The 11,340-nt window shown below is 66.2% G+C and carries 12 protein-coding genes; 4 read left to right on the top strand and 8 right to left on the bottom strand.

Annotated elements, in window-relative coordinates; genetic code table 11:
* Position 1: 1 nt before the first annotated feature.
* The 3 genes from mreD to IFT63_RS00415 all read right to left on the bottom strand — a co-directional run bounded on the left by mreD (position 2) and on the right by IFT63_RS00415 (position 2,626).
* The gene (gene mreD, locus IFT63_RS00425; protein ID WP_042615453.1) at positions 2-487 is read right to left on the bottom strand and encodes a rod shape-determining protein MreD; all 486 of its coding nucleotides are present in this window, start codon (positions 485-487) and stop codon (positions 2-4) included.
* Positions 484-1,461, bottom strand: coding sequence for a rod shape-determining protein MreC (gene mreC, locus IFT63_RS00420; RefSeq protein ID WP_042615452.1), 978 nt, complete (start codon positions 1,459-1,461; stop codon positions 484-486). Before mreC ends, mreD begins: the two co-directional genes overlap by 4 nt.
* A 118-nt stretch (positions 1,462-1,579) precedes the next feature.
* Positions 1,580-2,626 (bottom strand): rod shape-determining protein, encoded by a 1,047-nt coding sequence (locus tag IFT63_RS00415; RefSeq protein WP_057509333.1) that lies wholly within the window; start codon positions 2,624-2,626, stop codon positions 1,580-1,582.
* A 370-nt stretch (positions 2,627-2,996) separates the two neighbouring features.
* On the opposite strand from IFT63_RS00415, the gene IFT63_RS00410 reads away from it, so the two are divergent.
* Positions 2,997-3,935: a carbohydrate kinase family protein gene (locus IFT63_RS00410; RefSeq protein WP_042615022.1), complete on the top strand. Its 939-nt coding sequence runs from the start codon at positions 2,997-2,999 to the stop codon at positions 3,933-3,935.
* 87 nt (positions 3,936-4,022) lie between these two features.
* On the opposite strand, the gene IFT63_RS00405 is transcribed toward IFT63_RS00410, so the two are convergent.
* The 3 genes from IFT63_RS00405 to IFT63_RS00395 form a co-directional block, all read right to left on the bottom strand.
* Complete coding sequence (locus tag IFT63_RS00405) at positions 4,023-4,646, bottom strand: HAD family hydrolase (RefSeq protein WP_042615021.1); 624 nt, start codon at positions 4,644-4,646, stop codon at positions 4,023-4,025.
* Positions 4,643-5,371: a hypothetical protein gene (locus IFT63_RS00400; RefSeq protein ID WP_192082892.1), complete on the bottom strand. Its 729-nt coding sequence runs from the start codon at positions 5,369-5,371 to the stop codon at positions 4,643-4,645. Before IFT63_RS00400 ends, IFT63_RS00405 begins: the two co-directional genes overlap by 4 nt.
* 84 nt (positions 5,372-5,455) lie before the next feature.
* Positions 5,456-6,511, bottom strand: a complete 1,056-nt coding sequence (locus tag IFT63_RS00395; protein WP_197974249.1) for an MBL fold metallo-hydrolase — start codon at positions 6,509-6,511, stop codon at positions 5,456-5,458.
* 130 nt (positions 6,512-6,641) lie between these two features.
* Here IFT63_RS00395 and IFT63_RS00390 point away from each other — a divergent pair, with 130 nt between their 5' ends.
* Positions 6,642-7,265 (top strand): TetR/AcrR family transcriptional regulator, encoded by a 624-nt coding sequence (locus IFT63_RS00390; protein ID WP_192082890.1) that lies wholly within the window; start codon positions 6,642-6,644, stop codon positions 7,263-7,265.
* Between the two features lie 141 nt (positions 7,266-7,406).
* Here the strand turns inward: IFT63_RS00390 and IFT63_RS00385 are convergent, their stop codons facing one another.
* Both IFT63_RS00385 and ubiE read right to left on the bottom strand, forming a co-directional pair.
* Positions 7,407-9,338 carry a M1 family metallopeptidase gene (locus IFT63_RS00385; RefSeq protein ID WP_192082889.1) on the bottom strand — a complete coding sequence of 644 codons (1,932 nt, stop codon included), beginning with the start codon at positions 9,336-9,338 and terminating at the stop codon, positions 7,407-7,409.
* Positions 9,339-9,522: 184 nt separating this feature from the next.
* Positions 9,523-10,284, bottom strand: coding sequence for a bifunctional demethylmenaquinone methyltransferase/2-methoxy-6-polyprenyl-1,4-benzoquinol methylase UbiE (gene ubiE / locus IFT63_RS00380; protein ID WP_042615017.1), 762 nt, complete (start codon positions 10,282-10,284; stop codon positions 9,523-9,525).
* A gap of 77 nt (positions 10,285-10,361) precedes the next feature.
* On the opposite strand from ubiE, the gene IFT63_RS00375 reads away from it, so the two are divergent.
* Positions 10,362-10,814: a nucleoside deaminase gene (locus IFT63_RS00375; protein ID WP_042615016.1), complete on the top strand. Its 453-nt coding sequence runs from the start codon at positions 10,362-10,364 to the stop codon at positions 10,812-10,814.
* Between the two features lie 171 nt (positions 10,815-10,985).
* Positions 10,986-11,312 carry a hypothetical protein gene (locus IFT63_RS00370; protein ID WP_042615015.1) on the top strand — a complete coding sequence of 109 codons (327 nt, stop codon included), beginning with the start codon at positions 10,986-10,988 and terminating at the stop codon, positions 11,310-11,312.
* The last annotated feature ends 28 nt before the right edge of the window (positions 11,313-11,340 follow it).

Below are 11,340 nucleotides of genomic sequence, written 5' to 3'. Positions count from 1 at the left end.
GTCAGCGTCCGCGCCGTCCGAAGCGCACTGCATCCAGCAGCACGAACACCAGCGGCCACAGCGCCATGCCCAGCAGCGGTGCCCACCAGTAGGCCCACGGCAGGGTGGGTTCGCCCACCACAACGTGCACCACGGCACTGACGATGCGGTCGTTGAACAGCAGGCCGCCGATGGCGAGGATCTGCTGGGACATCGGGAAGAAGCGGATGCGGGCGCGGAAGCGCTGCAGGATGAAGGCCATGATCACCAGCCGCAGCGCCTGTTCGCCGAGCACGCCGCCGTACAGGAAATCGGCGATCACCCCACTGGCGAACGCCACGCCCAAGCCTACCCGGTCGGGGGCTTCGATCACCCAGTACGCCAACACCAACGCCAGCCAGTAGGGGCGCAGCGGCTGCAGCAGCGCCGGCAGCGGCAGCAGCCCCAGCAGCAACGCCACCACCAGGCTGAGCGGCAGCACCCAGCGGTTGTCACGCAGGCGGCTCACGGTCGCACCTCGGTGGTGGAAGCTTCGGTGGGTTCCCGCCGAGCATGGCTCAGCGCTACCGGAGCACCAGCTGCCCCGGTGGGTGACGACCGTTGGTCGTCACGGGTCTGCGCCGCAGGTTCCGGCGGGATCCGGATCGGCGAACCCGGCCGCAGCAGCAGCACGTCACGGCCGCGATCCAGCGCCGCGGCGGGCTTCAGCTCACCCACCAGGAAGGCATGGGTGTCATCGGGGCGCAGCGCGGCGATGCTGCCCACCGGGAAACCGACCGGGAAGCGCCCGCCCAGCCCGGAGGTGACGATCTCATCGCCTACTTCCACGCCCGCACTCAGCGGAATATCGCGCAGCTCAAGCGTATCGCCACGCCCGTAGACGATCAGGCGCACGCCGTTGCGCGCCACCGTCACCGGCACCGCATGGTCCGGGTCGGTCAGCAGCAGCACGGTGGAGGTACTGGCGGTCACGCTGATCACCTGCCCCATCAGCCCGCCGGCATCGATCACCGCCTGGCCCACGTGCACGCCTTCGCGGCTGCCGGCAGCCAGCACCAGGCGCTGCTTCACCGGGTCCAGGTCGATATCCAGGATCGGCGCCAACTGCACGTCCAGCCCGCTGCGCTCGGCCACGTTCAACAGTTCGCGCAGCTGCGCGTTGTCCAGCGCTGCGGTCTGCAGGCGGGTCAGCCGCGCATTGGCGATCAGCAGGTTGTTGCGCAGCTGGCGGTTCTCGGCCACCAGTTGGCCATGGCTGGCCGCGTTGTCACGCACCTGGTTGCCCAGGCGCCCGGGCAGGCCGGCCAGATTCCAGGCCGGCTGCACCAGCACGCTGGCCTGGTCACGCAGGCGCGCAAGCCAGCCGGCCTGGTCGTCCAGCACGATCAGGGTGATCGCCAGCACCAGGTAAGCCAGCAGCCGCAGCGGGCTGGCGGCATCGCCGGAGCGGGAAGCAATGGGGGGTCCGGCGTAGGGCGGCACGATGCAGCTTCAGCTAGGAATCAAATGGGAAACACGACGGCGCCCTGCCGGTGCCGGCCCGCCGCGAAGGCGGGCCGCACCCCGGAAGGGCGCGGCGCTGACGTAATGCCGGGGAGACTTACTCCGGCGCAAAGAACTCGTTGCCGTGCATGTCCACCAGCTCCAGCGCACGACCGCCACCGCGGGCCACGCAGGTCAGCGGATCGTCGGCCACCTGCACGTGCAGGCCGGTTTCTTCGGAGATCAGGCGATCCATGTCACGCAGCAGCGCGCCACCACCGGTGAGCACGATGCCGCGCTCGGCGACGTCGGCGCACAGTTCCGGTGGGGTCTGTTCCAGCGCCAGCTTGACCGCGCTGACGATGCCGGACAGCGGCTCGTGCAGGGCTTCGAGCACCTCGTTGGAGGTGATCTTGATCATCTTCGGCACGCCCTCGGCGAGGTTGCGGCCGGAGATTTCCATCTCGATCACCTGCGCCTGCGGGTAGGCGCAGCCCAGCTCCACCTTGATCCGCTCGGCGGTGGCTTCACCGATCAGCATGCCGTGGTTGCGGCGCACGTAGTTGGTGATGGATTCGTCGAAGCGGTCACCGCCGATGCGCACCGAAGCCGAATAGACGATGCCGTTGAGCGAGATCACCGCCACTTCGGTGGTGCCGCCGCCGATATCGATGACCATCGACCCACGCGCTTCGGTCACCGGCATGCCGGCACCGATTGCCGCGGCCATCGGCTCTTCGATCAGGAACACATCGCGCGCACCGGCCTCTTCGGCCGATTCCTTGATCGCGCGGCGCTCCACCTGGGTCGAGCCGGCCGGCACGCAGACCAGCACGCGCGGGCTCGGGCGCAGGAAGCGCGACTTGTGCACCTTCTTGATGAAGTGCTTCAGCATCGCCTCGGTGTAGGTGAAATCGGCGATGACGCCGTCCTTCATCGGGCGGATGGTGGTGATGTGGCCGGGGGTACGGCCGAGCATCTGCTTGGCTTCGGCGCCGACGGCAGCCACCGAGCGGGTGCCACCGATGGCGCGGTCCTGGCGCACGGCAACCACGGACGGCTCGTTCAGCACGATCCCCTGTCCGCGCACATAGATGAGGGTGTTGGCCGTGCCCAGGTCGATGGACAGGTCATTGGAGAACATGCCGCGGAGTTTCTTCAACATCGAGGTGGTGATCCTGAGGGGTGCGCAATTCCGGCCTGGAATGGGGAATCGTGGGCAAAATTTAGACAGACAAGCCTAACAACCCGCCCCCCTGCGGGCAAGGATATTTCCAGCCGGACCCGCGTATTCACTAGCTTTCGGCGCGATTGGTACAGGTTGGGCACCCCGCCCGCCCACGGTTGGCACCACGCCGTGCCCGGCGAGCGCACGGCACGCCATCGAAGCGGCGGCAGGCCCGCCGCCGACCGCCCGGCGCTACCCTTCGGCGGCTCCAGCCGGTAACCTTTGCGCCGTCGGGCGCCCATGGGCGCCGTTTGCTTGCCCACCGCCGCGGCCAGCACTCCACTCATTCCCGCATAGGCTTACATCGATGTCCGCTTTGATCTGTGGTTCTCTTGCCTTTGACACCATCATGGTGTTCCCGGACCAGTTCAAGAACCACATCCTGCCGGACAAAGTGCACATCCTGAACGTCTCGTTCCTGGTGCCGCGCATGCGTCGCGAGTTCGGCGGCTGCGCCGGCAACATCGCCTACAACCTGCACCTGCTGGGCGGCCACCCGATCCCGATGGGCACGGTGGGCACCGATTTCGGCCCGTACCGCGAGCATTTCGATGCACTGGGCATCGACCTGTCGCGCGTGCGCGTGATCGAAGAGCTGTTCACCCCGCAGGCCTTCATCACCACCGACCACGACAACAACCAGATCACCGCCTTCCATCCCGGGGCGATGATGCGCTCGTATGAAAACCATGTGCGCGACGTACCCGGCGTGACCCTTGGCCTGGTCGGTCCGGATGGCCGCGAAGGCATGATCCAGAACGCACTGGAATTCCACGAAGACGGCGTGCCCTTCATCTTCGATCCCGGCCAGGCGATGCCGCTGTTCAACGGCCCGGAGCTGCGCACCTTCATCGAACAGGCCGACTACGTGGTGGTCAACGACTACGAGTCCAACCTGCTGCAGGAGCGCACCGGCTGGGACGAGAAGGAAATCGTCAGCCGGGTGCAGGCCTACATCACCACCCGCGGTCCGAAGGGTGCGGTCATCCACACCCCGGAGAAGAGCTACGACATTCCGCCGGCGCACGAGCGCCGCGTGGTCGACCCGACCGGCTGTGGCGATGCGTTCCGCGCTGGCCTGATCTACGGCATCCAGAAAGGCTTCGACTGGCTGACCATCGGCCGCATGGGCAACCTGATGGGCGCGCTGAAGGTGGAACACCCAGGCACCCAGAACCAGCGTTTCACCTTCGATGAGTTCAACGAACAGTTCAAGCAGCAGTTCGGTTACGCACTGAACGTCTGACCTGCGGCACGCGATGGCGCCGAGCCATGCTCGGCGGAATGTCCGGAGCGCCGCTGCGCTCGCCGAGCATGGCTCGGCGCTACCGGGTCACATCTCCAGCGAGGCGTGCAGCGCGCGGCAATCGGCGAAGCGCCAGTCGGCCATGCCGGGCCACGGATCACCCGGCGTATTGACCAGCACGGTATGCGTGCCGGCGGCACGCCCTGCGGCCAGGTCCATCCGATGGTCACCCACCATCACCGCCTGCGCAGCGGCGATGTCCCACCGCTGCAGGAAATAATGCAGACCATCCGGTGCCGGCTTCGGGGCGACCTCGTCGCGGCCGATGATGTCCGCATCCTGGAAAAGATCGCCCAGGCCGATCGCATCCAGGGTCAGCCTGGCCACCGCGTGGTCGTTGCGCGTCAGGATGCCCAGCCTGCTTCCCTGCCCGGCCAGCGCGCGCAGCAGATCCACGGCGCCCTCCGCCGCTACGGCGGCCTCGGCCAGCGAGCGCTCATGCTCGAACAGCCACGCGCGTTTGGCACGTGCTTCATCGGCCGGCAGCGCCACCAGGTGGGCGATGATGTCCTCGTCCACGGCGATGTCCAGCGCGCGCTTGATGGCCAGGAAATCGTGCACCGCGACGGTGAGCGTGCCGTCCATGTCGAATACCCAGTGGCGCAGTCCGTCCAGCCCCGGCTGTGCAGCCGGCACCGCGCGCGCACTCATTTCCATGGCATCTGGCTGGCATCCACGCCGCCGGTTTCGAACACCACGGTGCGCGTGCCACCAGCCTTGACCGGAAACTCGATGCTGATCGCCTGTGCCTGCCGCGCCAGCTTCCACAGCGCCGCGTGGTCGGTGATGAACATCGCGATCGCTTCGTCGGTGTCCGGGCGCCATGCGGCCATCGCGCGCGGCTTGCCGCCGTCCACGCTCACCTGCACCCGGCAGCCGCCAGGGCAGCGGAAATCGCCTGCCTGCAGCACCAGATAGGCGTGCTGTTTCCACTGCGGATGGTCGCGGAACACCAGCTGCACCGGCTTGGGACCGCTGCCGTCAACGTCCACGCGCTCCTTGCCGTATATCGAAGCAGAGCGCTGGGTGCCCTTGGTGCCGACCGGGATCTGGTTGTACTGCCACAGGCCCTGCATGCGGCGCAGGTTGCGCGCCTGGTCCGACTTGACCTTGACGTCGGCGAAGCCCGGTTCGATCCGCGCTGCCGCTGCGGTCCCCTTGTAGATGTCCAGCAGCGAGCCGCCATGCATGCGTGCACGCTCCCAGTCCTTGGCCGCGACGGCGGTGTCGTACTGCCGGGCAACCTCGTCGGCCTTGGCTTCCTTCTGCGCCTGCGCGGCCGCTTCGGCCGCCTGCTGCGCCTGGCGTTCGGCTTCGGGATCGCTGCAGGCAGCCAGGGACAATGCGCAGGCAGCGGCGAGGATCAGGTGTTTCATCGCGGATTCCGGGGTGTTGGCGTGGCTATACAGTACCTGCCAAGAGCGTGACGACCAACGGTCACCCACCACCACGCACGCTCATTACCGGGAAGGGGCCGCGCCTTCGCCCACCTGGCGCCACCAGTGCATGGAGGGCGCGGGGGCGCCGATATCCAGCCGTTCGCCCATCTGCGGGGCGGTCAGGGTGACGCCGCGTTCCGCCGCCAGCGCGGTGATGCGCTCGAAGGGCTCGGTCCATGGATGCAGGGCCAGGTCGAAGGTGCCGTTATGGATGGGCATCATCGCCGCTCCACGTACGTCCAAGTGGGCCTGCAGGCTCTGCTCGGGCTGCATGTGCACGTCTGGCCACTGCGCATCGTAGGCGCCGGTCTCGATCATGGTCAGGTCGAACGGGCCGTAGCGCTCGCCGATGCGGGCAAAGCCATCGAAGTAGCCAGTGTCACCGCTGAAGAAGATGCGGGTATGCCCGGTGTCGATCACCCACGAGGCCCACAGCGTGCGGTTGCCGTCGGCCAGGGTGCGCCCGGAAAAATGCTGGGCTGGGGTCGCGACGATCTTCAGGCCTTCCACGCGGGTGTCCTGCCACCAGTCCAACTGCACCACCTTCGCCGCCGGCACGCCCCACCCGATCAGACGATCACCCACGCCGAGCGCGGTGACGAAGTGCTGCACCTTCGGCGCGAGCGCGAGGATGGCCGCGTGGTCCAGATGATCGTAGTGGTCGTGGGAGATGATCACGCCGGTGATGGACGGCAGTTCGTCGATGCTCAACGGCGGGGCGTGGAAGCGCTTCGGGCCCATGAAAGACATCGGCGAGGCACGCTCGGCGAACACCGGGTCGGTCAGCCAGAAATGGCCGTCCAGCTTCATCAGCATCGTCGAGTGGCCCAGCCGCCACAGGCTGTGATCCGGCGCATCCAGCAGCGCCTGGCGGGTCAGCGGCTGCACCGGGATCGGGGCAGGCGGGGTGGCGTCCTTCGGCTTGTCCACCATGAAGCGCCACAGCACGTCCAGCGTGCCGATGAAGCCCAGCGACGACTTGCCGGCCGGATTGTGGAAGCGTCCATCGTGGAACTGCGGCGACTGTTCGTAGGAAGCGGCGGGACGTGCACCGCAGGTCAGCAGGCCAAGGGTCATGGCGATCAACACCGTAGATAGAAGGAGGAAGCGCGGCAGGCGGCGGATCATTCGGGCGTGCCCTGAAAAGTACACTGGCGAGTCTACTTCCATTTCATGGAAAGTAAACTGAACGGTGTAAAATAATCCGATGAGTGCCGATACCCGCCCTACCCGCCTGACCGATCGCAAGCGCGCGGCGATCCTGGCCGCCGCTGTTGCCGAGTTCCGCAGTTTTGGTTTCGCGGCGACCAGCATGGACCGCATTGCCGCTGTTGCGGGGGTGTCAAAGCGTACGGTGTACAACCATTTCGCCAGCAAGGACGAATTGTTCACCGCCATCCTGTGGCAGTTGTGGGAAGCCAGCCAAGCGGTGGAGGCGGTGGCCTACGCCGCGTCGCAGCCACTGCGGGAGCAGTTGTTGAGGTTCACCCGGCAGAAGATGCGCCTGATGTCCGATGCCAGCTTCATCGACCTGTCGCGGGTGGCGATTGCCGAGCTCGTGCATGCCCCCGAGCGGGCACGGGCGATGATGGACAAGCTGGCGGAAAAGGAAGAAGGACTGGCGACGTGGATACGTGCAGCGCAGGCCGATGGCCGGCTGCGCGCGGACACCACGCCTGCCGAAGCGGCGCATCAACTGCAGGGCATGCTGAAGGCGTTCGCGTTCTGGCCGCAGGTGACGATGGGCCAGGCGCCGCTGTCGCCGGAGGCGCAGCAGCGGCTGATGGAAGACTGCGTGGATATGTTCCTGGCGCTGCGCGCAACGGCGTGACGTCGCGGGCACGGAGGTAGCGCCGAGCCATGCTCGGCGAGCGCAGCGGCAAATTGCACCGCGTGACGACCAACGGTCGTCACCCACCAGGGCCGACGGCATGACGGCCAGCGGCCGTCACTACCGCAGCGCGCGTCCGGCCTAGTTGGCTTCGGCCTTGGACAGCATGTTTTGCACCGAACCGGTGGTGATCGGGTGGTAGCCCGGCTTGGCCTTTTCGAACGCCGCCCTGGCTACTTCCAGGCCTTCCGGCGTCTTCACCAGTTCAGCGTAGATCGGCATGATCAGCTTGCGACGGCCGACCCGCTCGATGAACTCGGCGGCCGCCGGCGTGGCCTCCGCGTAACCACTGCGGATGGCCAGCGGGTACCAGCGCATGGCGATTTCACCATTCGGCGTACCGGTGAACTTGAACACCCGATCCAGCGCGGCCAGCTTGTCCAGCGGCTGCGTGGCGCCCAGGCCGTCGATGAAGCGCACCCACTCCTGGGTACTCCACTCGGCGGTCAACTGGTTGGTCGGCAGCTTGCCGGTGCCTTCCCAGGCGATGCGCGCAGTGTCCACGTTACTGAAGTTGCGTGACTGCGCCTTGGCGGCGAACGCCGGAATGCCCGGCTGCTCCAGCCATGCGGTCAGCTCGGCCTCGGTCACCGCGCTCGGGTTCTTCGGCAGCAGGTTCTTCTTCAGGTACTCGACGAACTGATCGGTGTTCGCGCTCTGGAAGGCATGGTCGTTGAACCAGCCGCGCAGGAAGGGATCGAACACTTCACGGCCGAAGCGCTGTTCCAGGAACTCCAGGAACCAGGAGCCCTTCACGTAGGCGACCTGGCTCAGCGCCTCGTCCGGGTCACGTTCGTTCAGTGGCGGCAACGCCAGCGCCTGGTCGGCCGGGCTCATGTCCTTCACTTCGGCCAGCAGGTCGGTCTGGTCGATCTGGCGCTCCATCTCAGCCATTTCCTTGCCGTACAGCGCTTCGGTGATGCGACCCTGCACGTAGGTGGTGAAGCCTTCGTTGAGCCAGATGTCCTTCCAGCTGGCATTGGTCACCAGGTTGCCCGACCAGCTGTGCGCCAGTTCGTGGGCGACCAGCGAGACCAGCGACTTGTCACCAACGATCACGGTCGGCGTGGCGAAGGTCAGGCGCGGGTTCTCCATGCCACCGAACGGGAACGACGGCGGCAGCACCAGCATGTCGTAGCGGCCCCAACGGTACTCGCCGTACAGCTTTTCAGCCGCACCGATCATCTTCTCGGTGTCTTCGAATTCCTTGGCGGCCTTGCCGACCATGGTCGGTTCGGCCCACACGCCGGAGCGGCCGGAGATCGGCTCGAAGACCAGGTCACCCGCCGCGATGGCCAGCAGGTAGGACGGGATCGGCTGCGGCATCTTGAAGGTATAGTCGCCATCACGCGCGGCCTTGGGATCGTTGTCGGCGCTCATCAGCACCATCACGTCCGGGCGGCTGGTGACATGCGCACTGTAGGTGAAACGCACGCTCGGCGTGTCCTGCAGCGGCACCCAGGAACGGGCGTGGATCGCCTGCGACTGGCTGAACATGAAGGGGAGCTGCTTGCCTTCGGTCATCGACGGCTCCAGCCACTGCAGGCCCGAGGCGGTAGGTGCCGTGTGGTAGCTGATCTCGACCTTGGTCGGCTGGGCCGGCGCTTCAATGGTCAGCTTGCTGCCGAATACCTTGTCCACTGGCGCCAGCACGAAGGGCAGCGCGCTGCGCGCACCGTCGGCGGCGATCGCTTCCACCTTGGCCACGTCGAGCTCGCGGGTGTCCAGCACCAGCTGCCTGGCGTCCTTGTTCTTCCACTCCAGGGTGTAGGTCGCGGTGCCGCCGATCTGCTTGGCGTCGAAGTCCAGCTTCAGGTCCAGCGCGATGTCCTTGATGACGACCTTGTCCGGCTCGGCATAGGAACTTTCATCGTGGCTGCGGTTTTCGGCCTTCACGGGAGCAGCGGGCGCCTTCTGGGCGGTCGGGGCCGTGGCAGCGGGGGCTGCAGGCTCCTGGGAGCAGCCGGCGGCAAGCGCCACGGCCAGCGGAATGAGCAGGAACGGGGTACGCATGAATCGAGACCGTTTCAGGGGTAAACCGGGATTTTACCCCCGAACCGCCCCTGGTAGCGCCGAAGGCAGCGGCAGGAGCCGCTACCAACGTCGCTCGCGACGGCCCGGAGGGTGCCGGTCAGGATGACCGGCATAGCCATGCTCGGCGAATCCCTGACGCCGAGCATGGCTCGGCGCTACCCGCTTACAGCTTGTAGCCTGAATGGATGGAGACGATGCCAGCCGACAGGTTCTTGTAATGGCAGCGCTCGAAGCCGGCCTCGCCCATCATCGCCTTCAGTTCTTCCTGCGGCGGGTGCTTGCGGATGCTCTCGGCCAGGTACTGGTAACTATCCGAATCGCGCGCGAACAGGCGGCCCAGCTTCGGCAGCACCTTGAACGAATGGAAATCGTAGATCGGCTTGAACCAGTCCAGCGTGACTTCGGAAAACTCCAGCACGCGCGCCTGCCCGCCCACCTTCAGCACGCGATGCATCTCGCGCAGCGCAGCGTCCTTGTCGGTCACGTTGCGCAGGCCGAAGGCAATGGTCACCAGGTCGAAGCTGGCATCCGGAAACGGCAGCGCTTCGGCGTTGCACTGCACGTAATCCAACCCGGCCACCAGGCCGCGGTTGGTCAGGCGGTCGCGGCCGACCGACAGCATGCCAGCGTTGATGTCGCCCACCACGACGGCGCCCTCGGCACCCACCCGCTCTTTCAGCAGGGCGGCGATATCACCGGTACCACCGGCAAGATCGAGCACGCGATCACCCGGCTTCACCTGCGCGGTGGCCACGTAGTAGCGCTTCCACACCCGGTGCACGCCCAGGCTCATCAGGTCGTTCATCAGGTCGTAGTTGCGCGCGACCGAGGTGAAGACCTGGCCGACCAGCTTCTGCTTGTCCTTTGCATCGACATCACGGAAGCCGAAATGGGTAGTTCCGGACTTGTAGGGGGATTCGCTCATGGGCTGATTATCGCACCGCGCGAGGCCGGCGGCACCCCCTGCCCGTATCATGGCCACCTGACTTCACGGAGACCCACATGATCACCACGCCCGACTACCAGGCCCTGCTGCAGACCGCCATCGCCGAGGCCCGCCAAGGGCTGGCAGAGGGCGGCGTGCCGATCGGCGCGGCGCTCTACCACAACGACGGGCGCTTGCTCGGTTGTGGCCACAATCGCCGCGTGCAGGAAGGCGACCCGTCCGTGCACGGTGAGACCGATGCGTTCCGCAAGGCCGGTCGCCAGCGCGGCTACAGGAACACCATCATGGTCACCACGCTGGCCCCCTGCTGGTACTGCAGCGGGCTGGTACGGCAGTTCAACATCGGCACCGTGGTGGTGGGGGAATCACGTACCTTCCAGGGCGGTATCGACTGGCTGCGGGAGAGCGGGGTGAACGTCATCGACCTGGACAACCAGGAGTGCGTGGACCTGCTCGGCAACTTCATCGAGCGTCACCCGGAGATCTGGAACGAAGACATCGGCGAGTGAGCTTTCCTGAATTCTTCAGCGCGGCGGTAGGCAGAACTGCCTGAACACGCGCGTGTGGGGCGTGGAAAACGACTGCGCCACGCTGATTGCACGCAGCGATGACGCTGCGTGCACTGACTGATAGCGATGATCGGAGCTCCCCCCGCCATCATTTATAAGAAGTCAGAGCCCATGCGCGCAGATGCACCCAATGTCCCTCCGGTCATCGACGTGGAGGCAGAGCTGAATTACTGGCGCCAACGGCATGCCGACGGCGCCATGGGGCCCGGCTCTTTCGGCCACTTCGTCCCCTGGATAAAGTTCGCCTGCGATTCGCTGATCACCCACCCGCGCGCCAGCAACGAGCAACGCGAGGAAGCGTTCCAGACCCAGTACGCACTCCAGATCATGCCGCGGCTGACCGAAGCGCAGGCACGCGCGTTCATCGAACAGGTCTGGGACCACGTGTACGTGTCCAGCATGATCCAGAGCGCCGACCGGCCACGGCTGATTGCCTGAAGTACCCACGGTAGCGCCGCGCAATGAT

Source organism: Stenotrophomonas sp. CFBP 13724 (genome assembly GCF_014841975.1).
Classification (GTDB): Bacteria; Pseudomonadota; Gammaproteobacteria; order Xanthomonadales; family Xanthomonadaceae; genus Stenotrophomonas; species Stenotrophomonas lacuserhaii.
The sequence above is the reverse complement of the archived record's forward strand: the minus strand, read 5'-3'. Positions and strand labels throughout refer to the sequence as shown.

What these genes read in the sequence shown, in the direction of transcription:
- IFT63_RS00405 (WP_042615021.1), bottom strand. Translation starts at nt 4,646, where the DNA reads ATGAGTGCGCGCGCGGTGCCGGCTGCACAGCCGGGGCTGGACGGACTG.
- IFT63_RS00390 (WP_192082890.1), top strand. Translation starts at nt 6,642, where the DNA reads ATGAGTGCCGATACCCGCCCTACCCGCCTGACCGATCGCAAGCGCGCG.
- ubiE (WP_042615017.1), bottom strand. Translation starts at nt 10,284, where the DNA reads ATGAGCGAATCCCCCTACAAGTCCGGAACTACCCATTTCGGCTTCCGT.
- IFT63_RS00385 (WP_192082889.1), bottom strand. Translation starts at nt 9,338, where the DNA reads ATGCGTACCCCGTTCCTGCTCATTCCGCTGGCCGTGGCGCTTGCCGCC.
- IFT63_RS00370 (WP_042615015.1), top strand. Translation starts at nt 10,986, where the DNA reads ATGCGCGCAGATGCACCCAATGTCCCTCCGGTCATCGACGTGGAGGCA.
- IFT63_RS00415 (WP_057509333.1), bottom strand. Translation starts at nt 2,626, where the DNA reads ATGTTGAAGAAACTCCGCGGCATGTTCTCCAATGACCTGTCCATCGAC.
- IFT63_RS00375 (WP_042615016.1), top strand. Translation starts at nt 10,362, where the DNA reads ATGATCACCACGCCCGACTACCAGGCCCTGCTGCAGACCGCCATCGCC.
- IFT63_RS00410 (WP_042615022.1), top strand. Translation starts at nt 2,997, where the DNA reads ATGTCCGCTTTGATCTGTGGTTCTCTTGCCTTTGACACCATCATGGTG.
- IFT63_RS00395 (WP_197974249.1), bottom strand. Translation starts at nt 6,511, where the DNA reads ATGACCCTTGGCCTGCTGACCTGCGGTGCACGTCCCGCCGCTTCCTAC.
- IFT63_RS00400 (WP_192082892.1), bottom strand. Translation starts at nt 5,371, where the DNA reads ATGAAACACCTGATCCTCGCCGCTGCCTGCGCATTGTCCCTGGCTGCC.